This window comes from Streptomyces venezuelae, assembly GCF_008642375.1.
Lineage (GTDB): Bacteria > Actinomycetota > Actinomycetes > Streptomycetales > Streptomycetaceae > Streptomyces > Streptomyces venezuelae_G.
This window is the reverse complement of sequence record NZ_CP029194.1, coordinates 7,020,505-7,042,159: the sequence shown is the minus strand read 5'-3', so window position 1 is coordinate 7,042,159 and position 21,655 is coordinate 7,020,505. Positions and strand designations below refer to the sequence as shown.

General features: G+C 73.0%; 22 protein-coding genes. 10 read left to right on the top strand and 12 right to left on the bottom strand.

Going from position 1 to position 21,655, the window contains the following annotated elements; translation table 11 throughout:
* Positions 1-2: 2 nt before the first annotated feature.
* Genes DEJ46_RS32180 through argC form a run of 4 tightly spaced genes read right to left on the bottom strand, consistent with a single transcriptional unit; the run spans position 3 to position 4,298 of the window.
* On the bottom strand, positions 3-1,208 hold the full coding sequence (locus DEJ46_RS32180; protein WP_150271999.1) for an acetylornithine transaminase: 1,206 nt from the start codon (positions 1,206-1,208) through the stop codon (positions 3-5).
* Positions 1,208-2,110, bottom strand: coding sequence for an acetylglutamate kinase (argB, locus tag DEJ46_RS32175; RefSeq protein WP_150271998.1), 903 nt, complete (start codon positions 2,108-2,110; stop codon positions 1,208-1,210). The genes DEJ46_RS32180 and argB overlap by 1 nt, the downstream gene beginning before the upstream one ends.
* Complete coding sequence (gene argJ, locus DEJ46_RS32170) at positions 2,107-3,273, bottom strand: bifunctional glutamate N-acetyltransferase/amino-acid acetyltransferase ArgJ (protein WP_150271996.1); 1,167 nt, start codon at positions 3,271-3,273, stop codon at positions 2,107-2,109. Before argJ ends, argB begins: the two co-directional genes overlap by 4 nt.
* Positions 3,270-4,298 (bottom strand): N-acetyl-gamma-glutamyl-phosphate reductase, encoded by a 1,029-nt coding sequence (gene argC, locus DEJ46_RS32165; RefSeq protein ID WP_150271994.1) that lies wholly within the window; start codon positions 4,296-4,298, stop codon positions 3,270-3,272. The genes argJ and argC overlap by 4 nt, the downstream gene beginning before the upstream one ends.
* Before the next feature lie 160 nt (positions 4,299-4,458).
* On the opposite strand from argC, the gene DEJ46_RS32160 reads away from it, so the two are divergent.
* The 5 genes from DEJ46_RS32160 to DEJ46_RS32140 all read left to right on the top strand — a co-directional run bounded on the left by DEJ46_RS32160 (position 4,459) and on the right by DEJ46_RS32140 (position 8,972).
* The gene (locus DEJ46_RS32160) at positions 4,459-5,142 is read left to right on the top strand and encodes a helix-turn-helix transcriptional regulator (protein WP_150271992.1); all 684 of its coding nucleotides are present in this window, start codon (positions 4,459-4,461) and stop codon (positions 5,140-5,142) included.
* 32 nt (positions 5,143-5,174) lie between these two features.
* A complete protein-coding gene (locus tag DEJ46_RS32155; RefSeq protein WP_150271990.1) occupies positions 5,175-5,672 on the top strand; it encodes a DUF3291 domain-containing protein in 498 nt (165 codons plus the stop codon).
* A gap of 185 nt (positions 5,673-5,857) precedes the next feature.
* Positions 5,858-6,712 carry a sigma factor-like helix-turn-helix DNA-binding protein gene (locus DEJ46_RS32150; protein WP_150271989.1) on the top strand — a complete coding sequence of 285 codons (855 nt, stop codon included), beginning with the start codon at positions 5,858-5,860 and terminating at the stop codon, positions 6,710-6,712.
* A 141-nt stretch (positions 6,713-6,853) separates the two neighbouring features.
* Positions 6,854-8,452, top strand: a complete 1,599-nt coding sequence (locus tag DEJ46_RS32145; protein ID WP_190623001.1) for an ABC-F family ATP-binding cassette domain-containing protein — start codon at positions 6,854-6,856, stop codon at positions 8,450-8,452.
* Between the two features lie 118 nt (positions 8,453-8,570).
* Positions 8,571-8,972, top strand: a complete 402-nt coding sequence (locus tag DEJ46_RS32140) for a VOC family protein (protein WP_150271987.1) — start codon at positions 8,571-8,573, stop codon at positions 8,970-8,972.
* Between the two features lie 4 nt (positions 8,973-8,976).
* Here the strand turns inward: DEJ46_RS32140 and DEJ46_RS32135 are convergent, their stop codons facing one another.
* From DEJ46_RS32135 to DEJ46_RS32120, 4 genes are all read right to left on the bottom strand, one after another.
* Positions 8,977-10,158 (bottom strand): methyltransferase, encoded by a 1,182-nt coding sequence (locus DEJ46_RS32135; protein WP_150271985.1) that lies wholly within the window; start codon positions 10,156-10,158, stop codon positions 8,977-8,979.
* A 118-nt stretch (positions 10,159-10,276) separates the two neighbouring features.
* Complete coding sequence (locus DEJ46_RS32130; protein ID WP_150271983.1) at positions 10,277-10,852, bottom strand: histidine phosphatase family protein; 576 nt, start codon at positions 10,850-10,852, stop codon at positions 10,277-10,279.
* A 69-nt stretch (positions 10,853-10,921) separates the two neighbouring features.
* Positions 10,922-11,383, bottom strand: coding sequence for a GNAT family N-acetyltransferase (locus DEJ46_RS32125; RefSeq protein ID WP_223835243.1), 462 nt, complete (start codon positions 11,381-11,383; stop codon positions 10,922-10,924).
* A gap of 103 nt (positions 11,384-11,486) precedes the next feature.
* Positions 11,487-12,920, bottom strand: coding sequence for a PLP-dependent aminotransferase family protein (locus tag DEJ46_RS32120; RefSeq protein WP_150271981.1), 1,434 nt, complete (start codon positions 12,918-12,920; stop codon positions 11,487-11,489).
* Between DEJ46_RS32120 and DEJ46_RS32115 the strand changes: the two genes are divergently transcribed.
* Entirely contained in the window at positions 12,919-13,914 is a 996-nt protein-coding gene (locus tag DEJ46_RS32115) for a DMT family transporter (RefSeq protein WP_150271980.1), read from the top strand. The genes DEJ46_RS32120 and DEJ46_RS32115 overlap by 2 nt on opposite strands.
* A gap of 83 nt (positions 13,915-13,997) precedes the next feature.
* Positions 13,998-14,201: a DUF1918 domain-containing protein gene (locus tag DEJ46_RS32110; protein WP_150271978.1), complete on the top strand. Its 204-nt coding sequence runs from the start codon at positions 13,998-14,000 to the stop codon at positions 14,199-14,201.
* Here the strand turns inward: DEJ46_RS32110 and DEJ46_RS32105 are convergent.
* Entirely contained in the window at positions 14,174-15,475 is a 1,302-nt protein-coding gene (locus DEJ46_RS32105; RefSeq protein ID WP_190622999.1) for a glycoside hydrolase family 10 protein, read from the bottom strand. The two genes, DEJ46_RS32110 and DEJ46_RS32105, sit on opposite strands and share 28 nt — an antisense overlap.
* A 197-nt stretch (positions 15,476-15,672) precedes the next feature.
* On the opposite strand from DEJ46_RS32105, the gene DEJ46_RS32100 reads away from it, so the two are divergent.
* Positions 15,673-16,533: a 3-hydroxybutyryl-CoA dehydrogenase gene (locus tag DEJ46_RS32100; RefSeq protein WP_150271976.1), complete on the top strand. Its 861-nt coding sequence runs from the start codon at positions 15,673-15,675 to the stop codon at positions 16,531-16,533.
* A gap of 81 nt (positions 16,534-16,614) precedes the next feature.
* Here the strand turns inward: DEJ46_RS32100 and DEJ46_RS32095 are convergent, their stop codons facing one another.
* From DEJ46_RS32095 to DEJ46_RS32085, 3 genes are all read right to left on the bottom strand, one after another.
* Positions 16,615-17,145: an NUDIX hydrolase gene (locus DEJ46_RS32095; protein WP_190622997.1), complete on the bottom strand. Its 531-nt coding sequence runs from the start codon at positions 17,143-17,145 to the stop codon at positions 16,615-16,617.
* A gap of 62 nt (positions 17,146-17,207) precedes the next feature.
* Positions 17,208-18,551 carry a transcriptional regulator gene (locus tag DEJ46_RS32090; protein WP_150271974.1) on the bottom strand — a complete coding sequence of 448 codons (1,344 nt, stop codon included), beginning with the start codon at positions 18,549-18,551 and terminating at the stop codon, positions 17,208-17,210.
* A gap of 290 nt (positions 18,552-18,841) precedes the next feature.
* The gene (locus DEJ46_RS32085; protein WP_150271972.1) at positions 18,842-19,909 is read right to left on the bottom strand and encodes a PP2C family protein-serine/threonine phosphatase; all 1,068 of its coding nucleotides are present in this window, start codon (positions 19,907-19,909) and stop codon (positions 18,842-18,844) included.
* A gap of 317 nt (positions 19,910-20,226) precedes the next feature.
* Here DEJ46_RS32085 and DEJ46_RS32080 point away from each other — a divergent pair, with 317 nt between their 5' ends.
* A complete protein-coding gene (locus tag DEJ46_RS32080) occupies positions 20,227-20,808 on the top strand; it encodes a hypothetical protein (RefSeq protein WP_150271970.1) in 582 nt (193 codons plus the stop codon).
* 45 nt (positions 20,809-20,853) lie between these two features.
* Positions 20,854-21,594 (top strand): hypothetical protein, encoded by a 741-nt coding sequence (locus DEJ46_RS32075; RefSeq protein WP_150271968.1) that lies wholly within the window; start codon positions 20,854-20,856, stop codon positions 21,592-21,594.
* Positions 21,595-21,655 lie beyond the last annotated feature (61 nt).

Below are 21,655 nucleotides of genomic sequence, written 5' to 3'. Positions count from 1 at the left end.
TCTCATTCTCCGGTTCGTCCTTGCCCGTTCGCCACGTCGAGGACTCCGGGGAGGGCCTGGAGGAAGGCGTCCGCCTCGGCGTCGGTGAGGACCAGCGGAGGCATGATCCTGATGACATCGGGGGCGGGCGCGTTCACCAGGAGGCCGGCGTCCTGGGCCGCCTGCTGCACCTGGGGTGCGAGGGGCCCGGTGAGCACGATACCCAGCAGGAGGCCCGCACCACGGACGTGGGAGACCAGCGGGTGGCCGAGACCCTCGATTCCCTGGCGCAGCCGCTCCCCCACCGCCTTGACGTGGTCGAGGGCCGCGTCGGCCCCGAGGGTGTCCAGGACGGCGAGTCCGGCGGCGCAGGCGACCGGGTTGCCGCCGAAGGTGGTGCCGTGGTGGCCGGGGCCGAAGAGCTCCGCGGCCGGGCCGAAGGCGACGGTCGCGCCGATCGGGAGGCCGCCGCCGAGGCCCTTGGCGAGGGTCACGACATCCGGCTCGACGCCTTCGTGGGCCTGGTACTCGAACCAGTGGCCGCAGCGGCCGATGCCGGTCTGGACCTCGTCGAGGACGAGGAGGGTGCCGGTGGCGCGGGTGATCTCCCGGGCCGCCTTGAGGTAGCCGGGGGGCGGGACGACGACGCCGTTCTCGCCCTGGATCGGCTCGATGACGACGAGCGCGGTGTCCTCGGTGACCGCGGCGCGCAGCGCCTCGGCGTCGCCGTACGGGACGTGGGTGACGTCACCGGGGAGCGGCAGGAACGGGGTCTGCTTGGCGGGCTGGCCGGTGAGGGCGAGGGAGCCCATGGTCCGGCCGTGGAAGCCGCCCTCGGTGGCGACCATGTGGGAGCGGCCGGTGAGCCGGCCGATCTTGAAGGCTCCTTCGACGGCCTCGGCGCCCGAGTTGCAGAAGAAGACCTTGCCGGGGCGGCCGAAGAGGGCGAGGAGCCGCTCGGCGAGGGCGACGGGCGGCTCGGCGACGAAGAGGTTCGAGACGTGGCCGAGGGTCTGGATCTGCCGGGTGACGGCCTCGACGATCGCCGGGTGGCCGTGGCCGAGGGCGTTGACCGCGATGCCGCCGACGAAGTCCAGGTACTCCTTGCCGTCGGCGTCCCAGACCTTGGCGCCCTCACCGCGGACGAGGGGCAGCCGGGGGGTGCCGTAGTTGTTCATGAGCGAGCCCTGCCACCGCTGGGTCAGCTGCTCGTTGCCGGTGCCGCTCATCAGTCCCCCTGTCCGTCCGGCACGACCATCGTGCCGATGCCCTCGTCGGTGAAGATCTCCAGCAGGATCGAGTGCTGGACCCGGCCGTCGATCACGCGGGCCGTGGTGACCCCGTTCCGTACGGCGTGCAGGCAGCCCTCCATCTTGGGGACCATGCCGCTGGAGAGCTCGGGCAGCAGCTTCTCCAGCTGGCTCGCGGTGAGCCTGCTGATGACCTCGTCGCTGTTCGGCCAGTCCTCGTAGAGGCCCTCGACGTCGGTCAGGACCATCAGCGTCTCGGCACCCAGCGCCGCAGCGAGTGCCGCAGCCGCCGTATCAGCATTGACGTTGTAGACATGTCCGTCGTCCTGGGAGCGGGCGATGGAGGAGATGACCGGGATCCGGCCGTCCTCCAGGAGCGCCTCGATGGCGCCGGTGTCGAGGGCGGTGATCTCGCCGACCCGGCCGATGTCGACCGTCTCGCCGCCGATGACCGGCTGGTGCTTGGTGGCGGTGATGGTGTGGGCGTCCTCGCCGGTCATGCCGACGGCGAACGGTCCGTGCTGGTTGAGCAGCCCCACGAGCTCGCGCTGGACCTGCCCGGCGAGGACCATCCGTACGACGTCCATGGCGTCCTCGGTGGTGACGCGCAGGCCCGCCTTGAACTCGCTGACGATGCCGTGCCGGTCGAGGGCGGCGCTGATCTGGGGGCCGCCGCCGTGGACCACGACCGGCTTGAGGCCGGCGTGGCGCAGGAAGACGACGTCCTGGGCGAAGGCGGCCTTGAGGTCGTCGTCGATCATGGCGTTGCCGCCGAACTTGATGACGACGGTCTTGCCGTGGTGGCGGGTGAGCCAGGGCAGGGCTTCGATGAGGATCTCGGCCTTGGGGAGGGCGGTGTGCTTCCGCGCGGTGTTGCTCATGACGAGTACGCGCTGTTCTCGTGGACGTAGTCGGCGGTGAGGTCGTTCGCCCAGATGACGGCGGACTCGGTGCCGGCGGCGAGGTCGGCGGTGATGGTGACCTCCCGGTAGCGCATGTCGACGAGCTCGCGGTCCTCGCCGACGGAGCCGTTCCGGCAGACCCACACGCCGTTGATGGCGACGTTGAGCCGGTCCGGGTCGAAGGCCGCCCGGGTGGTGCCGATGGCGGAGAGCACCCGGCCCCAGTTGGGGTCCTCGCCGTGGATGGCGCACTTGAGGAGGTTGTTCCGGGCGATGGAGCGGCCCACCTCGACGGCGTCGTCCTCGGTCGCGGCGTTGACCACCTCGATGCGGATGTCCTTGCTGGCGCCTTCGGCGTCGCCGATGAGCTGGCGGGCGAGGTCGTCGCAGACGGCCCGTACGGCCTCGGTGAACTCGTCCTGCGCGGGGGTGATTCCGGAGGCGCCGGAGGCGAGCAGGAGCACGGTGTCGTTGGTGGACATGCAGCCGTCGGAGTCGACCCGGTCGAAGGTGACACGGGTGGCGCCCCGGAGCGCGCTGTCCAGGCCCTTGGCGTCGACGTCGGCGTCGGTGGTGAGGACGACGAGCATGGTGGCGAGGCCGGGGGCGAGCATGCCGGCTCCCTTGGCCATGCCGCCGACCGTCCAGCCCTCCTTGGTGACCACGGAGGTCTTGTGGACGGTGTCGGTGGTCTTGATGGCGATGGCGGCCTTCTCGCCGCCGTGCTCGGAGAGTTCGGCCGCGGCCTTCTCGACGCCGGGGAGGAGCTTGTCCATGGGGAGCAGGACGCCGATGAGGCCGGTGGACGCGACGGCGACGTCGCCGGCGCCGACCTCCGGGCCCTTGGCGCTCAGGACCTCGGCGACCTTCTCGGCGGTGGCGTGGGTGTCCTGGAAGCCCTGGGGGCCGGTGCAGGCGTTGGCGCCGCCGGAGTTGAGGACGACGGCGGTCAGCTCCCCGTCGTCGAGGACCCGCTGGGACCAGAGGACCGGCGCGGCCTTGACGCGGTTGGAGGTGAAGACTCCCGCGGCGGCGCGGCGGGGCCCGGTGTTGACCACGAGGGCCAGGTCCGGGTTGCCGTTCTGCTTGATTCCGGCGGCGATGCCCGCTGCCGTGAATCCCTTCGCTGCGGTCACGCTCACGGCGCAACTCCAATCGTGGAAAGTCCGGTGTCCTCAGGGAGGCCCAGGGCGATGTTCATGCTCTGCACCGCACCGCCGGCGGTGCCCTTGGTGAGGTTGTCGATGGCGCTGATGGCGATGATCCGGTTCGCGGCCGGGTCGTACGCGACCTGCACCTGAACGGCGTTGGAACCGTAGACGGACGCCGTCGCCGGCCACTGCCCCTCGGGGAGCAGGTGGACGAAGGGCTCGTCCGCGAAGGCCTTCTCGTAGGCCTCCCGTACGGCTTCGGCGGTGACGCCCGGCTTGGCGGCGGCCGTGCAGGTGGCGAGGATGCCGCGGGGCATCGGGGCCAGGGTGGGCGTGAAGGAGACGGTGACCCGCTCCCCCGCCGGGCCGCTGAGGTTCTGGATCATCTCGGGGGTGTGGCGGTGGCCGCCGCCGACGCCGTACGGCGACATGCTGCCCATGACCTCGCTGCCGAGGAGGTGCGGCTTGGCGGCCTTGCCCGCGCCGGAGGTCCCGGAGGCCGCGACGATCACGGCCTCGGGCTCGGCGAGGCCGTTGTCGTACGCCGGGAAGAGCGCGAGCGAGACGGCGGTGGGGTAGCAGCCGGGCACCGCGATGCGCTTGGAACCTTCCAGCGCGGCGCGGGCACCGGGGAGTTCGGGGAGGCCGTAGGGCCAGGTCCCGGCGTGCGCGGAGCCGTAGTACGTCTCCCAGTCGGCGGGGTTCCGCAGCCGGAAGTCGGCGCCCATGTCGACGACGAGGACGTCGGGACCGAGCTGCTCGGCGACGGCGGCGGACTGGCCGTGCGGCAGCGCCAGGAAGACCACGTCGTGCCCCGCGAGCTCCTCGGCCGCCGTCGGCGCGAGGACGCGGTCGGCGAGCGGGAGCAGGTGGGGCTGGAGGGCACCGAGCTTCTGGCCCGCGTTGGAGTGGCCCGTCAGGGTGCCGATCTCGACGTGGGGGTGGGCGAGGAGCAGGCGCAGGAGTTCCCCGCCCGCGTATCCGCTCGCACCCGCGACCGCTGCTCGTACCTTCATCGAAAACCCTCCTCATGGATGGCATGACTATACGTGCACCCGCAGTTTTATGCAACGACCGTTCTCGGTCGCCGGGCGGTGGTCGCGACGCGGCGCGAGGACGGCGCGAGGACGGCGTGGGCCTTCTATCTCCAATCTATGTCGTTCCTAGAATGGCCAGATGGAGGACATCAACGCGATTGCGCTGCTGCAGGATCCGGTGCGGCGCCGCCTGTACGAGTACGTGGTGGCACAGGGCCGCGAGGTCGGCCGCAACGAGGCCGCGGAGGCGGCCGGGGTCGCACGCACGCTCGCCGCGCACCATCTCGACAGGCTCACCGAGGGCGGCCTGCTGGAGAGCGGCAGCCGCCGCCTGACGGGCCGCTCGGGGCCGGGGGCGGGCCGCCCCGCCAAGGTCTACACACGGGCGCGGGCCGAGCGGTCGGTGTCACTGCCGGCCCGCGACTACCGCACCGCCGCCGAGCTGCTCGCCGAGGCCGCCGAGCAGGCCGGCCTCGACGCCGGGCTCTGCGCGGCCGCGCGCCGCCGGGGTGAGGCCCTGCGCGGCTCGGCGACACCCTGCGGCGACCTGGACGAGGCCGTCGCGATGCTGGCCACCCGCGGCTACGAACCACACCTGGAAGGCGCCGGAAGCGGCGAAGGGGCGACGACCGAACCCGTCGTCCGTATGCGCAACTGCCCTTTCCATGCCGTCGCCGAGCGCTTCCCGCCGCTCGTCTGCGGCATGAACCTCGCACTCCTGGAAGGACTGCTCGGCACGGACGGCGCCGTCCGCGCCCGCATGGACGCCCGCCCCGGGGAGTGCTGCGTGGTGGTCGAGAACTCTAAAAACAATGATGATTGACATAGAAAAGGGCGCCGTGCTGGGATGAGGCCATGACCGCATCCGCGCACGCCGCCCACCTCGCCCAGCTCAACGTCGCGACGCTCCGCCACCCCCTCGACGACCCGCGCGTGGCGCCGTTCGTCGAGATGCTCGATCCGGTCAACGCCGCCGCCGACGGCGCGCCCGGCTTCGTGTGGCGGCTCGTGGAGGACGGAGAGGCCGACGCCACCGGCCTGCGCCCGGCGGGAGAGGACGTCATCGTCAACCTGTCGGTGTGGGAGACGCAGGAGGCTCTGTGGGACTTCGCCTACCGCAGCGGGCACCTGGAGGTGATGCGGCGGCGGCGCGACTGGTTCGCGCGGCACGTCGAGGCGCACCTGGTGCTCTGGTGGGTTCCCGCGGGGCACGTCCCGACCGTCGGCGAGGCCTTGGAGCGGCTGGCGGACCTGCGGGCGCACGGGCCGTCCCCGCGCGCGTTCACCTTCGCCTCCTCGTACACCGCCGCCCAGGCCGCCCCGGATCTTCAGGCTGTGCCGCCGACGCTCTGAAGCAGGGACGCTTGGCACGGCGGACCGGCTCGCGGTCCTTGCCTCACGGCCCCTGTCTTACGGCCCCTGTCTTACGGTCCGCGTCTCACGGTCCACGTCTCACGGTCCGCGTCTCACGGTCCCTGTCACATCGCGGCGCGCCTTCGCGTCAACGCGGTGACGGAACCGACGAGAAGTGAGGCCCCATGCACGACGACATGTTCCTTACCGCTCTGGCCAGGCGATTCGATGCCGATCAGGAGCTGCTGCGGGGCCTGGCCCTGCACATGACGGGGTCGCGGGCCGAGGCCGACGACGTGCTCGCGGCGGCACGGGCCGAGCTCGGGCGGGACGGCGCGGGTGTGCTGCGCGCCTGGCTGGCGGCCCATGTGGGTCTGGCGTGCGCACGCGGGCTCCGGGAGCGCATGGAGGGCGCCGGGCGGCCGGGGGGTGGCGGCTCGGCCGTCGGCGATGGGGGGCGAGGGCAGGCACCCGGTGTTCCTGACGGGGTGGACTCCGTGTGGCTCGCGCTGCTCGTGGCCCTTGAGGCCCTCGGGGCCGAGGAGCGGCTCGCGTACGTTCTGCACGACCTGTTCGGACTCCCGCCGGAAGAGACCGCGCGGGTCACCGGCGGCTCCCCCGTCGAGGTCGCGCGGCACGCCCGGCACGTCCGGGAGCGGATGCGGGGCGGCGGAGCCGCGCGTGCCGGCGGCGGTCCCGGCCGGCAGCGCGCGGTGGTGGAGCGGTTCCTCGCGGCGGCACGCGCGCGTGACGCCCGCGCGCTCGCCGCCGTCCTCGCCCCGGACGTCGTGGCGTACTCCGAGCGCGGGCCGGTCCACGGCGCCCCGGCCGTCGCGGAGGCGGCCGCCGCCTTCGCCCGCCTCACCCGCGTGGCGCGGCCCGCACTGGTCGACGGGTCCGTCGGGCTCGTCGCCTTCGCGGCCGGCGTCCCGGTCTCCGCGGTGGCGTTCGCGCTCCGGCACGACCGGATCGCCGTCCTCGACATCACCACCGGGGAGGACCGTGTGCGCGCCCTCGACCTGGCCTTCCCCGACGACTGAGAGCACGGCGGGACGAAATTCCCCTGCGCCGAGGCGGCCCGCCCCGTTAGCCTCGACGCATGTCTACGCCCCGAATCTCCTAGCTGCGGACCCACTTCCACGCCACCCGTGTGTCCCTCAGCTGTTTCGGAGCGTTATCCCGTGATCACCGTTCGTGGTGCCGACGTGCGCGTCGGCGCCCGGCTCCTGCTGTCCGGCGTCTCCTTCCACGTCGCCCCCGGCGACCGGATCGGCCTCGTCGGCCGCAACGGCGCCGGCAAGACCACCCTGCTCGACACCCTGGCCGGGCTGCGCGCCCCGGCCGCCGGCACCGTGACCCGTACCGGCTCCGTCGGCCACCTCCCGCAGGACTCGCGGGCCGCCGACCCGACCGTGTCCGTCACCGACCGGATCCTCTCCGCGCGTGGCCTCGACCGGGCCGTCCGGCGGCTCGCGGAGGCGGCCCGCCGGCTCGGCGAGGCACCCGACGCGCGGGCGCTCGCCGCGTACGACCGGGCGGAGGCCGCGTTCGAGGCGGGCGGCGGATACGCGGCGGAGGCGGAGGCGGCCCGGGTCGCCGCCGGCCTCGGACTGCCCGCCGAGGTGCTGGACCGACCCGTCGGCCGGCTGTCCGGAGGGCAGAAGCGCCGCGTCGAGCTGGCGCGGATCCTCTTCGCCGGTCACGGCCCGGAGGACACCCTGCTCCTCGACGAGCCGACCAACCATCTGGACGCCGACTCGATCGGCTGGCTGCGCGGCTTCCTGACCGCGCACCGGGGCGGACTGGTGCTGATCAGCCACGACGTCCAGTTCCTCACCGACACCGTCAACCGCGTCTTCCACCTCGACCCGGGGCGCGCCGCTCTCGACGTCCACAACACCGGCTGGCGCGCCTACCTCGCCCAGCGGGACGCGGACGAGCGCCGCCGAGTGCGCGAGCGCGCCAACGCCGAGCGGAAGGCGTCCGCGCTGCACGCGCAGGCGGAACGCATGAAGTCCCGGGTGGCGACGGCGACGACGGCCCGCAGCATGGCGCGCAGGGCCGACCGCATGCTCGCGGGGCTCGACCCGGCGCGGCAGGCCGAGCGGGTCGCCCGCATCCGGCTGCCCGAGCCCGCGCCCTGCGGCCGTACGCCGCTGGGCGCCGTCTCGCTCACCAAGGCGTACGGGGAACGCCCCGTGCTCGGCGGGGTGGACCTGGCGGTCGACCGGGGCAGCAGGCTGGTCGTCCTCGGGCTCAACGGAGCCGGGAAGACGACGCTGCTGCGGCTGCTTGCCGGGGCGGAGACGCCCGACGCGGGGCGGGTCGTGCGGGGGCACGGGCTGCGCCTCGGGTACTTCGCCCAGGAGCACGAGACCCTCGAGCCGGGCCGTACGGTCCGGGAGAACCTCGCGGGGGCGGCGCCGCACCTGACGGACGGTGAGGTGCGGGCGGTGCTCGGCGCCTTCCTCTTCCGGGGCGACGAGGCCGACAAGCCGGCCGGGGTGCTCTCCGGCGGCGAGAAGACCCGGCTGGCTCTGGCCGCGCTCGTCCACTCCGGCGCGAACGTCCTGCTGCTGGACGAGCCCACGAACAACCTGGACCCCGCCTCCCGGGACGAGGTCCTGGCGGCCGTGGGCACCTACCCGGGCGCGATCGTCATGGTCACGCACGACGAAGGCGCCATCCACGCGCTGCGCCCGGAGCGGGTCCTGCTGCTCCCGGACGCGGACGAGGACCTGTGGAGCGAGGAGTACCGGGAGCTCGTCACCCTGGCGTGAGGAGGCCGGGGCCCGGGACGTGGGACCCGGACCCTGACCTGTGTGTCAGGGTCCGGTCCGGGGTGCGGGAGGGACACCCCTGAGGCCCCGGCTCCCCCTGCCCGCCTAATGTGGCGTCATGATCGTCAATGCGCAGACCCACGTACGGATCGCCCGCCCCTCGCGGGACCTCGCCGCCGCCGAGCGGTTCTACGTCGACGGGCTCGGCCTCGCCGTGCAGTGGCGCTCCCCCGTGCGCGAGCCCGGCAAGCACGACCTGCTCATGGTCGGCCCGGCCGGCGGCGGCTGGCACTTCGAGCTGACGCGCGACCCCGACAGCCCGGTGGAGCCCGCCCCGACCGTCGAGGACCTGTTCGTCGTCTACCTCGGCGCGCCCGTCGAGGAGGAGCAGGTCGAGCGGCTGGTCGAGGCGGGCGGTACGCGGATACCCGCGCACAACCCGTACTGGGACGAGTACGGCGTCACCGTCGCCGACCCCGACGGCTACCCGCTCGTCCTCTGCTCCCGCACCTGGGGCTGACGCCTCAGCGGGGGTCTTCCCGGTCGGGCTGACGCACGGCCCGCAGGACCACGAACTTCGCGTCGCTCGCGACGAGCTCGCTGTTCCCGAAGATGCGGCGGAGGGTCACGTGGTAGCCGAGGTGCCGGTTGCCGATGATCCACAGCTCGCCGCCCGGCCGCAGTGCGCGCCGCGCGTCGGTGAACATCCGGCGGGCGGTGCGGTCGGTGGTGGCCTGGTGACTGTGGAACGGCGGGTTGTTGAGGACGAGGTCGACCGAGCCTGCGGGCAGGTCGCTGAGCCCGTCGCCGACGAGGAACTCGACCTTGCGGTCGTCGCCCACGTGGGCTCGGAAGTTCTCCCGGGCGGAGGCCACCGCCTGGTACGACTCGTCGGCGAGGACCAGCTCCGCCTCGGGCTCGGCGAGGGCGATGGCGAGGCCGACGACGCCGTTGCCGCAGCCGAGGTCGGCGACCCGGGCCCGGCCGAAGCCGCCGGGGAGGTTGGCGAGGAGGAAGCGCGTGCCGATGTCGAGGCGGTCGGCGCAGAACACACCGGCGTGGTTGGTGACGGTGAGCCCGGGAAGGCCGGGCGCGGGGGTGTCGGCCGGGAGGTCGTACCGGTAGGGCCAGGGGTTCCGGCCGGGCTTGAGGGCCGGGTCGGGGGTGGTGTGGATCAGTCGGGCCTTCTTCACCGCGAGTGAGGTGCGGGTGGGGCCGAGGATCCGCTCGAAGAGCTTGAGGGTGGAGGTGTGGATCTCCTTGACCATGCCGGCGCCGACGATCACGGTGCCTTCGTGGACGGCGGGCGCGATCCGGTGCAGCTGGTCCTCCAGGAGCGCGAGGCTCTTGGGGACGCGGACGAGGAGCACGTCGATCCGCTCGGGCGGCGGGTCCTGCGTCGTCAGCAGCCGGACGGCCCCCGGGGCGGCGCCGGCGCGCGCGAGGTTCGCGCGGGTGGCCCGGCCGCCGAGGTACGAGTCGGTGATCTGGACGAGTTCGGCGGGGCCGGCGGCCTGCAGGGCGGTGGCGAGGGCTCCCCAGCGGTCGCCGAGGACGGCGACGCGGCCGGACAGGTCGGTACCGCTCTCGGCCAGGTGGCCCAGGAGATATTCGTCGGCCGCGTCCCAGGCGCGCAGCTGCTCGCGCGGGTCCTCGGGGAAGCGGGTCAGCGTGAAGGCGCCCCATGACGTGCTCAAACGGTTCATCGTGCTCTCAGGCTAGCCGGTCGCGGCCTGCTTCCCCGCCGGATGCCTGCCGTCGTGCCCGCCGGATGCCACACGGGCACCCCCGGGTGCCGGTCGGTCGGGGAGGCGAGGCCGTCGTTCAGCGCAGGGCCGCGTCGAGCTGGAGGTGCCAGAGGCCGGGGCGGCCGGTGAGGGTGACGGTGGAGAGCGGGCGGACGTCGACGTTCCAGTACGTGGAGGGCGGCGCCTTCAGCGCGTACACGAGGGCGGCCCGGACGACGGAGGGTTCGGCGACGGCGACGATGGAGCAGTCCTCGGCGGGGCGGGTGTCGAGCCAGTTCCCTATCCGGGTGATGAAGGCGAGGAGTGGCTCGCCGCCGTGCGGGGCGGTGCGGGCGTCGGTGAGCCAGGCGTCGACGGCGGACGGTTCAAGGGCGGCGACCTCGGCCAGGGTGAGGCCGCGCCAGCGGCCCATGTCGCACTCGCGCAGCGCGGGCTGGGCCAGGGGCGCGTAGCCGAGGGCGGTGCCGGTGGCACGGCTGCGCGGGGTCGGGGAGCAGTAGCGCAGTTCCGCCGCGCCGAGCGGGATGAGCGCGGGCGCGGCGACCTGCACCTCGTACCAGCCGGCCTCGTCGAGCGGCCGGTCGTCGTCGAAGCGTTCGGCGAGCAGGGAGGAGCTGCGTGCCGCCGCGACGAGCGTCACCCGAAGACTCATGGCCGCGATCGTGAGGCCGGTGGCCTCCCAGGTCAAGGGGTCGATTCCCGGGACCGGAGAGGCGCCGGGTCACTGCTGTCCGAGAGCCATCCACTTGTCCGGATTCTGCAGTGGCGTGAAACCTACCTTCTCGTAGACGCCGTGCGCGTCGGCCGTGGCGAGCATGATGCGGCGCAGTCCGTGCGGGGCGAGGTGGTCGCGGACGGCGACGACGAGGGCCGTGCCGAGGCCGGTGCCGCGGGCCGCCGGTTCGACGTAGACGTCGCAGAGCCAGGCGAAGGTGGCGTAGTCGGTGACGACACGCGCGTACGCCGCCATCTCCCCGGTCTCCGCGTCATAGGCGCCGAAGTTGAGCGATCCCGCGATGGCCGCGTCCTGTTTCTCCCGAGGTCGGCCGAGGGCCCAGTAGGCGTCCGTGGAGAGCCAGTGGTGGACGCGGGCCGCGTCGACGCGCGCGGGGTCGGCTGAGATCTCGTACGCCCCGTGCATGACGGGGGCGCCGGAGGGGGCGGAGGCGGGGCCGGAGTTCATGGCCGCAGGGTTCCAGGTGCCGCGGGATCGTGTCAGGTGAATTTGCCGCGCACGGCCGGCGCGGTGCGGCCCGGTCCGGGCCCTCGCCCGGACCGGGGCTCGCTCAGGTGGCGAGCTCGTCGACGGCCGTCCGCAGGCGGCGCACCCCTTCCGCGATCTCGATGGGGCCCGCCACACCCGCGAAACTCAGCCGGATGTGGCCCGCGGGGGGTTCGGCGCAGAAGTAGGGGCGGCCGGGGGCGACGGCGACGCCGGTGCGCAGGGCGGTGGCGAGGAGCGAGGCCTCGGGCAGGGTGTCGGGGAGGCGCAGCCAGAGGTGGTAGCCGCCGGAGGGGACGCGGGGCAGGGCGAATTCGGGGAGGTGGAGGGCGACGGCGCCGGTCATGACCTCCCGGCGGTTCCTGAGCTCCTGGGAGACGGCCCGGAGGTGGCGGGGCCAGGCCGGGGAGCCGACGAGTTCGAGCGCGGCCTCCTGGAGAGGGCGGGGGACGAAGAAGCTGTCGACGACCTGGATGGCGCGCAGGCGTTCCAGGACGGGGCCGCGGGCGGCGAGGGCGCCGACGCGCAGATTGGGCGAGGTGGGCTTGGTGAGCGAGCAGACGTGGACGACGACGCCGTCGGGGTCCTCGGCGGCGAGGGTCGCGGGGAGCGGGCCCGCGCCCTCGTGGACGAGCCGGCGGGCGAAGTCGTCCTCGACGACGAAGGCACCGGCGGCCCGGGCGATGCGGACGACCTCCCGGCGACGGTCCGGGGCGAGCGCGGTGCCGGTCGGGTTCTGGAAGAGCGGCTGGCAGACGAAGACCCGGGCCCCGGTGGCGCGGAAGGCGGCTTCGAGGAGATCGGGGCGGACCCCGTCGGCGTCGCACGGTACGGGGACGGGCCGGAGTCCGGCGGCGCGGGCCACGGCGAGCATGCCCGGGTAGGTGGGCGACTCGACGAGGACGGGGGTGCCGGGCGGGGCGAGGGCACGCAGCGCGGTGGTGATGGCGGACTGGCCGCCCGCGGTGATCAGCACCTCGGCGGCGGTGACACTCCCGCCGATCTCGCGGGCGAACCACTCGCGCAGCTCGGGCAGACCGTCCGTGGGCGGTCGCCCCCAGGCACCGGGGCGTCGTCCGGCGCGGGCGAGGGCGGCGGCGAGGGCCCGTTCGGGCTGGAGGGAGTGGTGGAGGTATCCGCCGTTGAACTCGATCACTCCGGGCGGCGGCGCGGAGAGGGTGACGAGGACGCCGGAGGCGTCGACGGCCCGGGGGACGAGCTCGGTGGCGGTGTCGGCGCTGAGCGCGAGCTCCTGCCAGGAGGTGTCCCCGGCGACCGGGGTGGCGCGCGGCTCGGCACGGAAGGCGCCCGCGCCGGGGCGGGTGACGACGAGGCCCTCGGCGGCGAGCTGGGCGAGGGCTCGGGTGACGGTGACCGGAGAGACGCGGTAGCGCTCGACAAGCGCCCGGCTCGACGGCAGCTTTCCACCTGGAGAGTAGCGGTCGAGCTCCGCTTTCAGAGATTCCGCCAGTTCCGCGACACTGCTACGCTCATGCATGAGAGCACAGGATAGCGCTACCAAGCCCAGCACGATAGCGGTCAGCACCACCTCGACCGTGACTGCCACCGCGGTCACCGGCGGCGCGGTCACCGGCGCCACCGCGCGGCCGGCCTCCGGATCGCAGGCGCCCGCCCCCCGGACCCGTGGGACCCTGCTCGCCCTCCTCGGCGTGGTCTCCTTCTCCCTGACGTTCCCGTCGACCGTCTGGGGCCTGGAGAGCTTCGGGCCCTGGTCCCTGGTGGCCTTCCGCTCCACGCTCGCCGCTCTCATCGCAGGCGTCTTCCTCCTCGCCGGCCGGGTGCCGCTGCCGGAGCGCCGCCACTGGGCCGGTCTGGCCGTCGTCGCCGGCGGTGTCGTCATCGGCTTCCCGCTCCTGACCACGCTGGCCCTGCAGACCTCCACCACCTCGCACGCCGCAGTCGTCGTGGGCCTGCTGCCGCTCACCACGGCCACGCTCGCCGCGATCCGGACCGGGCGACGCCCGTCCCGTACCTTCTGGCTCGCCGCGGTCTCCGGGGCCGTCGTGGTGATCGGCTTCACCCTCCAGCAGAGCGGCGGCGCCGTGTCCACGGGCGACGTCTACCTCTTCGGGGCGCTGCTCGTGTGCGCCGCCGGCTACACGGAGGGCGGCCGGCTCGCGTCGCTCATGCCGGGCTGGCAGGTCATCGGCTGGGCCCTGGTCCTCTGCCTGCCGCTGATGGCCGTCGCCTCGGCGGTCACGCTGTCGATCGAGCCGGTCCACCTCAACGCCCACGGCGTCATCGGCCTGGTGTGGGTCGCCGCCGGTTCCACCTTCTTCGGCCTGTACGTCTGGTACCGGGGCATGGCGGAGATCGGCATCCCCAAGGCCAGCCAGCTCCAGCTCTCGCAGCCGCTCCTCACCCTGATCTGGTCGGTCTTCCTGCTCGGCGAGTCGCTGCCCCTGGCCGCCCCGCTCGCCGCCGTGGGCGTCCTCGTCTGCATCGCGGTCACCCAGCGGGCGAAGAGCTGACGCGACGAATCGGGGTGGCGCGGGTCACAATGGCAGACAGAGAGCCCGAACAGGACTAGCGCGTTCGCGAGGAGGTCACCCCGATGCAGGCGAGCGTGGGCGACAAGCTGCTGGTGCACGGCCGTACCGTCGGTCATCACGACCGTACGGCCGAGGTTCTGCAGGTGCTGGGGGAGAACGGCACTCCCCCGTACCGCGTGAAATTCGACGACGACGGTCACGAGGCCCTGATGTCGCCGGGCCCCGACACCGTCGTGCGTCACCGCCCCGAGGCGGGAGCCGGCTGAGCCCTCCCCTTCGGCGGACGGACCCTGGTCGGGTAGTGATCGGCCACCACGGTGGCCATCGCCCCGGCCCGGTCCTCGGCGACCTCCTTCGCCGCGAAGAAGCAGTGCCCGCCGACCGACCCGTACGTGGTGGCGAGCTCCAGATGGCGTGACAGCTCCCCCGGGTCCTGCCAGGCCTCAGGCTGGGCGGGATCGCCCGCCTTGTAGAGCGCCTCGCCGACGTACAGACCGACGCCGGTCCCCCGGACGACCGCGTCCCACCAGGGCAGCAGCTTCGCGTAGTCGGCCGCGGGCAGGCCGATGTTCCAGTAGAGCTGCGGCACGACGTGGTCGATCCAGCCCTCCCGGATCCACTTGCGCGTGTCGGCGTACAGGTCGTCGTACGTCTGGACTCCGGCAAGGGTGTCCGAGCCCTCCGGGTCGGTGGCGATGTTCCGCCACACGCCGAAGGGGCTCACCCCGAAGGCCACGTGCTTCTTGACCTCCTTGATCCGGGCCGCCATCTCGGAGACCAGCAGATCGGTGTTGTTCCGCCGCCAGGACGCCTTGTCGGGGAAGTCCGCCCCGTACCGCGCGTAGGCCTCGTCGTCGGCGAAGACCTGCCCGGCCACCGGGTACGGGTAGAAGTAGTCGTCCCAGTGCACGGCGTCGACGTCGTAGCGGCGCACCGCGTCCAGCATCGCGTCCTGCACGAAGCGGCGGACCTCGGGCAGACCGGGGTTGTAGTAGAGCTTGCCGCCGTAGGGCAGCACCCATTCCGGTCGGAGGCGGGCCGGATGGTCCGCGGCGAGCCGGGCGGGATCCGTGTGGTTCGCCACACGGTACGGGTTGAACCAGGCGTGCAGTTCGAGCCCTCGTGCATGGGCCTCCTCGACGGCCGTGCCCAGCGGGTCCCAGCCCGGGTCGCGGCCCTGCGTACCGGTCAGACACTGCGCCCACGGCTCGTGCGGCGAGGGCCACAGGGCGTCGGCGGCCGGCCGGACCTGGAGGACCACCACGTTGAGCCGGCGCTCGACGGCCTTGTCGAGGTGGGCGAGGAGTTCGGCGCGCTGTTCCTCGGCGGTCAGGCCCGACCGGGAGGGCCAGTCGCGGTTGGCGACGGTGGCCACCCACACGCCCCGGAAGTCACGCCGGCGGTGCGGTCCCTTCCGGGCCGGGGACCCGGTGGCGGTGGCTCTGCCGGTCCCGTCGGAGGCGGAGGCTCCGGCGGTCTCGCCGGTCCCTCCCTCCGACGCTCCCGTCACCGCGAGCGCCGCCCCGGTGGCGCCGGCCACGAACCCTCTTCTGCCGATAGGCCGCACTTGTACCCCTCCGCTGTCGGATACGTCACACCCACCCGGACAGCATGCCCGCCCCGGACGATCGATCATCGGTTAATGAGCGGTAACGTCGTGGGGGTCGAGGCGGACGCACCGGAATCACACGGGGCCCGCCGCCAGAGAAGAGCGAAAGGCACGAGGTGACGGACTCCATGGCCGACATTGAGCGCGTCGGAGTGGTGGGCTGCGGCCAGATGGGCGCGGGCATCGCAGAGGTGTGTGCCCGCAGCGGCCTTGAGGTGAAGGTCGCCGAGACCACCGGCGAGGCGCTGGAGCTCGGCCGCACGCGGCTCTACAACTCGCTGTCGAAGGCCGCCGAACGCGGCAAGATCAGCGAGGAGGAGCGGGACGCGACGCTCGCGCGCCTCAGCTTCACCACCGACCTGGGCGAGTTCGCCGACCGCGACCTCGTGATCGAGGCGGTCGTCGAGAACGAGCAGATCAAGACCGAGATCTTCCAGGTGCTCGACCAGGTGATGACCCGGCCCGACGCCATCCTGGCCTCGAACACCTCCTCCATCCCGCTCGTCAAGCTGGCCGTGGCGACCTCCCGCCCCGACCACGTCATCGGCATCCACTTCTTCAACCCGGCCCCGGTGCAGAAGCTGGTGGAGCTGATCCCGGCCCTCACCACCTCCGAGGGCACGATCAGCCGTGCGCAGGCCTTCGCCGAGAAGGCGCTCGGCAAGCACGCGATCCGCGCGCAGGACCGCTCGGGCTTCGTCGTCAACGCCCTGCTCGTGCCGTACCTGCTCTCCGCGATCCGGATGTTCGAGTCGGGCATCGCGAGCCGCGAGGACATCGACAACGGCATGGAGTTCGGCTGCGCCCACCCGATGGGCCCGCTGAAGCTCTCCGACCTCATCGGTCTGGACACGATCGCCTCGATCGCCGACTCGATGTACGCCGAGTTCAAGGAGCCGCTGTACGCCGCTCCCCCGCTGCTCCAGCGCATGGTGGACGCGGGCCGGCTCGGCCGGAAGACGGGCTCGGGCTTCTACCCGTACGCCTGACCTCCGCCTCCCCCCGGAACCCCGGACGGCCCGTACACACGCACAGGTACGGGCCGTCCGGCACATCTCCGGGCCGCGGCCTCAGCCGAGGCGCAGATGGTGGAGCATCAGCAGCCCTGCGGCCATGTTGGCCGCCGGGATCTCACCGCGGGCGATCATGTCGGGGACCCGTTTGAGCGGGATCCAGGCCCGCCGCGAGGACTCGAACGCGTCCTCCGGCGGACCGGTGTACGTGGCCCGCTCCGCCCAGTAGAGGTGGTGGCGGGCGTCGGTGAGGCCGTTCGACGGCTCGACGGTGAGGAGATGGCGCAGCGGCCCCGGCCGCCAGCCGGTCTCCTCCTCCATCTCGCGGGCGGCGGCGGTCTCGACGTCCTCCCCGTCCTCGACGACACCGGCGGCCAGTTCCCAGCCCCAGCTGTCGGTGATGAAGCGATGGCGCCAGAGCATCAGGACTTCGTCGGCCTCGTTGACGGCGGTCGCGACGGCGACCGGGCGGAGCCGGATCAGATAGTGGTCGAGGTGGCGGCCGTCCGGGAGTTCGACGTCCGCGAGGTTCACCTGGAACCAGCGATTCTCATAGACAGAGCGTTCGCTCAGTTTCGTCCACTGCACGTTCTTGCCACCTTCCGACTGGTCGGTGCTTGTTTGGTGGCAATATCGCAGCAGTCGACGGTCTACAGGGGAACGCGCAGAGCCCCGTCGATGAGAGCCGCCGCTTCCAGGGCGTCGCCCCCGCCGCTCGCGAGGAGATGCTCCCGCACCTGCCGCAGGCGGTCCCGCAGCCGCCGCGACTCCATGCCCCGGGCCCGCTCGGTCATCTCCACCGCCGTCCGCGCGGCCCCGTCGACCTCGCCGCGCCGCAGCTCGATCTGGCACAGCATGGCCAGCCGGTGCACCCGGCCCCGGTCGTGCGAGGGTGTCAGGACCGCCGCCGAGGCGTGCTCGTGGGCCGCCGGGAGGTCACCCAGACTGAGCAGGGCCTCCGCGACCTGCACGTTGACCAGCCCCGGCTGGACGTACCCCGTCTCGGCGGGCTCCGCGCCCGGGCTGATCCGCTCCGCCTCCGCCTCCGCACGCCGGATGCAGGCCAGCGCGGCCGCGCCGTCGCCCAGATGCGCGTACGCCTTCGCCTGCATCGCCGTCAGATCGGCGGCGAGCGCCGGGGTGATCTGGCGGCCGGCGGCCCGCAGCGCCGCCTCCGCGAAGGCCACCGCCTGCCGGTACTCCCCCATGAACAGCGACTGGTTGACCAGGAGCGCGATGACATAGGCGCCGAGCCCCCGGTCCCCACTGGCCTTCGCGAGCCGCAGTGCCTGATGGAAGTAGCGCTGGGCGAGACCGTGCGCGTCCGCGTCGTACGCACAGATTCCGGCCACCGCCACCAGACCGCCGGTGGCCCGGTGCAGCCGTCGGCCGAGCGCGTCGCTGTACGCGCCGCGCAGCAGGGGCGCGGTCTCGGTGGTGAGGAAGCCGACGATCCTGGCGCGGGTCGCGATGCCCCCCGCCTTGCGGTACATCTGCTCGTAGTGGGACCGGGCGGCGCTCAGTACGGCGATGTCGGCGGCGGAGACCGCGGTCCCCCGGCCGTCGCGGGAGACGTCCACGTCCTCCGGCGGGTTCTCCCACTCCCACACCGGCATCACCGCGGGTGTACCCGTCAGGGCGTGCGCGCCGACTATGTGCGGGCGCTGCTGCTCGTCGGAGCGCCACAGGGCGGCCGCGCGCTCGACGAAGCCGGAGAGCGGCGTACCGAAGGCAGGCGGTGCTCCGCCCGGCACTCCGAGGCCGATGTCGTCCAGGGTCACCTGGCGGTGCAGCCGGGCGGCGAGCACCTCGCAGATAAGGTCGGGCACCTGGCCGCGCGGCCGCTGGCCCTTCAACCAGCGGGCCACGGCCGTGTGTTCGTAACGCAGGGGGATCCCCCTGGCCCGGCCGGCCCGGTTCACCCGGGCGGCGAGCCCGGCGTGGGAGACGCCCGCTTCGTCGAGCAGGGCGTCGAGCAGGGTGTTGGGCTGCATGCCCCCTCCGGTCGTTCGGTGGACTCAGCCTAGGGCTGTCGGACGTGACCTGTGGCCGAAACCGTACGGGGGGATTTCGCACGGGGTGTGAACGAAGTACCCGTTCTTCCGGTCCGCGTACTCTGCCCGGCCCGGCCCCGCACCGCTTGACTGTGCTTCTCGCCGCAAGGCGACGACCGGGCCGCCGGCTCCCCCTCGTACAGTGCGGCCGCCCGGTCCGCGTCGCCCGCCCCGCTGATCTGCCCGACACTCCGTGGCGGGGCGGGCGACGCCCGTTCCGGCCCCTTCGCTCAACAGTGGGAGGAGGGGGCGGGCCGGGGGCGGCGCAGCCCGGGTTCGGCGGGCTGCGCCGGCACCCGGACACGGTCGTTGCGTACGACGAGGAGCGCGATGTCGTCCGCGAGCCGGCCGCCCGTGTGGTCGAGGAGGGCCGCGTGGAGCCGGCGGACCAGCGCCGCGGGTGCCTCACCGGCCAGCCGTACCAGGGCGTCGTCGAGGGCGAAGAAGCGGCCGCGGTGATCACGGGCCTCCTCCGCGCCGTCGGTGTACAGCACCATCGTCTCGCCGGGAAGCAGCCGGGAACCGGCGTACGGCACGAGCGCGCCGGGCAGCGGAAGGACGCCGAGCGGTGGCAGCGGGTCGCCGAGCGGCAGCAGCTCCACCCGCCGTCCGATGCGGTACGGGCCGGGGTGACCGCAGTTGAGCACGGCCAGCCGCCCGTCGGCCGCGACCTCCAGGAGCAGCAGGGTCACGAACTCCTCGGCCGCCGGATGTTCCGGCTCCACCCCGCTCCGCGCCGGGTGCTCGTCACGCGCCCGCTCCCGCAGATGCCGCTCGAGGGCTCGCTCCAACCTCCGCAGGACACCGCCGAGTTCGGGCTCGTCATGGGCGGCCTCACGGAAACTCCCCAGCACGGCCACCACGGCCCCGAGCGCGGCGAGCCCATGCCCCCGCACGTCCCCGACGACGATCCGCACGCCGTACGGAGTGGCCACCGCCTCGTACAGGTCCCCGCCCACGGACGCGCCCCGCGAGGCCGACAACTGCCCGGCGGCCAGCGCCAGTCCGTCGAGCCTGGCGGGCGGCGGCCGCAGCAGCACCTGCTGCGTGGCGTCGGCGACGGCCCGCACCCGGGCCAGCTCACGTGCGAGGCCCCGCCGGACACCGAGGACGAGCCCGGTGCCGACGGTGAGGAAGACGACGCTGGTGGCGATCCGCATGGGCAGCCCCGGCTGCCGGGCCAGCGGACAGCCGAACTTCCACACCACGGCCACCGCGCCCCAGGCGGTGGGAAGAGCGAGCGGGGCCAGCCGGCGGAGCCGGGAGCCAGCGGAGACCAACGACCTGGAACGGATCATGCACGGCCCTTCCCGAGCCACCGACAGCGCCCGAAGGCCCTGCGGCCCACAGGTCCGCCCCTGCGGCCGCGTCGATTCTGCCGACCGTACGGCCCACGGGGGAACACCCCCCGGCGATCTCACCCGAAGGAGTGAGCACCCCCGGCGCGCCGCCCTTCGCCAGCCCTCCGCCACGCGCACGCGCGGCCGAATACCGGTCCGGCGTACGCACCGAGGGCCGGTGGGCGGCCGCGCGAGCGAGATGAGGTGCGCGGGCATAGCCTGAAGAAAGAAGAAGTCTTGATGAGGCCCCGTGATCGTCACATGTGAGGCCGCTCATGATGAAGCTCCGCAACCCCTCCCGTGTCCTGGCCACGTCGGTCGCCCTGACCGCCGCGCTCGTGTGCGGATCGCCGGCCACCGCGGCACCGGCCCCGGCCTATGCCGCCGAAGGGACGACCGGGCAGCCCGGTCAGGTGGTACTGCCCCAGGTCCAGGTGTCCGAGGTCGGCACCAGCGAGCAGGACCAGCGACTCACGTTCCACGCCAACACCATGCCCCGGGTGTTCCGCTCCCACGCCGTGTCGACCGAGGTCCCGCAGAATGTGGTGGCCGCCTACGACCTCCAGCGGTGGAACGGCTCCCAATGGGTCACCGTCGCCCACCAGATGGCCGAGGGTCAGCTCATCCCCGGCGAGAGCGAGATCCCGCTCGCCATGGTCTGGATGCAACCGCCCACGAGCGAGGGCAGGTACCGGATCACGTTCAGCTTCGGCTGGAGCCTGTCGAGCGCACCCGATCGCGCTCTGGGCGGGCAGAGTTGGACGTCCAGCACGGCGGACGACCTCACGTGCGGCGGAATCCTCCGGGCGTGCGACGCCCGCTCCGGACACCTCGTGATCGGTCCGCCCGCCCCCTAGACCGAACCGGGCGTGCGCGTGGGGAACCCTTCGGAGGGAGGCCTCGTGTTCCGCTCACTCCGCATCATCGCCGCCGTCGTTGCAGCCCTGCTCTGCGCGCTCATCCTGGGCGGCGCCGCTCCCTGGCCTCCACCGACCCCGGTCTGGATGAGGAACCTCGACGACGTCCTGAACCGGAGCAAGAGCCTCGTGGAGACGTACCGCCCCGGAGAGACGGCCGCGCTGACCGAGCTGAAGTCGAAGCTGGACGAACTCCTGGAGGCGGTCCCCGCCCAGCCGTCGGAGGAGGTCACGGCGGCCATCGTCCGAGGACGGCAACTGGCGGAGCGGATGGAAGCGATCAACGTGTGGTCGACCTTGGACGACGACGCCGCCGCGGTGACGTACGCCGCTGTCGTCCCCCTCGAGAACACCGATCTCGAGACACGGATCGCACTGCAGCTCGACATGAGGAAGGCGGCGAGAGGGGTCATCGAGGACGTGGTGTGCGGCGAGGTGTGGACCCTGCTCTCGAACGACCAGAAGGAGCGGCTCGGCATCCCCGTCGAGAGCCACGACCACCTGAACAGCACGCTGGAGGCCATCGACGGACAGGCCCGGTCGGTCCTGGCCGAGAACTGGTATCCCGCGTCCCTGGACCGGGCCATCAAGTGGCAGACGTACGCGAAGGGCATGCAGGAGAAGGCCTTCGCGATGGTCGGCTTCCTGGAGGGCGGCCAGATCGACGCGACGGACACCCGCGCCTTCTACTACTACTTCCACTACTGCGCGAAGCCCCCGCGCTGAGGTGCCCCGGCAACGACGGAGGGCCGCCCCGGGATCCCCGGGGCGGCCCTCCTCTCGCGTG

Excerpts from the sequence above, each read along its gene's own strand:
- DEJ46_RS32180 (WP_150271999.1), bottom strand. The coding sequence starts at position 1,208 with ATGAGCGGCACCGGCAACGAGCAGCTGACCCAGCGGTGGCAGGGCTCG.
- argB (WP_150271998.1), bottom strand. The coding sequence starts at position 2,110 with ATGAGCAACACCGCGCGGAAGCACACCGCCCTCCCCAAGGCCGAGATC.
- argC (WP_150271994.1), bottom strand. The coding sequence starts at position 4,298 with ATGAAGGTACGAGCAGCGGTCGCGGGTGCGAGCGGATACGCGGGCGGG.
- DEJ46_RS32160 (WP_150271992.1), top strand. The coding sequence starts at position 4,459 with ATGGAGGACATCAACGCGATTGCGCTGCTGCAGGATCCGGTGCGGCGC.
- DEJ46_RS32155 (WP_150271990.1), top strand. The coding sequence starts at position 5,175 with ATGACCGCATCCGCGCACGCCGCCCACCTCGCCCAGCTCAACGTCGCG.
- DEJ46_RS32150 (WP_150271989.1), top strand. The coding sequence starts at position 5,858 with ATGCACGACGACATGTTCCTTACCGCTCTGGCCAGGCGATTCGATGCC.
- DEJ46_RS32140 (WP_150271987.1), top strand. The coding sequence starts at position 8,571 with ATGATCGTCAATGCGCAGACCCACGTACGGATCGCCCGCCCCTCGCGG.
- DEJ46_RS32135 (WP_150271985.1), bottom strand. The coding sequence starts at position 10,158 with ATGAACCGTTTGAGCACGTCATGGGGCGCCTTCACGCTGACCCGCTTC.
- DEJ46_RS32130 (WP_150271983.1), bottom strand. The coding sequence starts at position 10,852 with ATGAGTCTTCGGGTGACGCTCGTCGCGGCGGCACGCAGCTCCTCCCTG.
- DEJ46_RS32125 (WP_223835243.1), bottom strand. The coding sequence starts at position 11,383 with ATGAACTCCGGCCCCGCCTCCGCCCCCTCCGGCGCCCCCGTCATGCAC.
- DEJ46_RS32115 (WP_150271980.1), top strand. The coding sequence starts at position 12,919 with ATGAGAGCACAGGATAGCGCTACCAAGCCCAGCACGATAGCGGTCAGC.
- DEJ46_RS32120 (WP_150271981.1), bottom strand. The coding sequence starts at position 12,920 with ATGCATGAGCGTAGCAGTGTCGCGGAACTGGCGGAATCTCTGAAAGCG.
- DEJ46_RS32110 (WP_150271978.1), top strand. The coding sequence starts at position 13,998 with ATGCAGGCGAGCGTGGGCGACAAGCTGCTGGTGCACGGCCGTACCGTC.
- DEJ46_RS32100 (WP_150271976.1), top strand. The coding sequence starts at position 15,673 with ATGGCCGACATTGAGCGCGTCGGAGTGGTGGGCTGCGGCCAGATGGGC.
- DEJ46_RS32090 (WP_150271974.1), bottom strand. The coding sequence starts at position 18,551 with ATGCAGCCCAACACCCTGCTCGACGCCCTGCTCGACGAAGCGGGCGTC.
- DEJ46_RS32085 (WP_150271972.1), bottom strand. The coding sequence starts at position 19,909 with ATGATCCGTTCCAGGTCGTTGGTCTCCGCTGGCTCCCGGCTCCGCCGG.
- DEJ46_RS32080 (WP_150271970.1), top strand. The coding sequence starts at position 20,227 with ATGATGAAGCTCCGCAACCCCTCCCGTGTCCTGGCCACGTCGGTCGCC.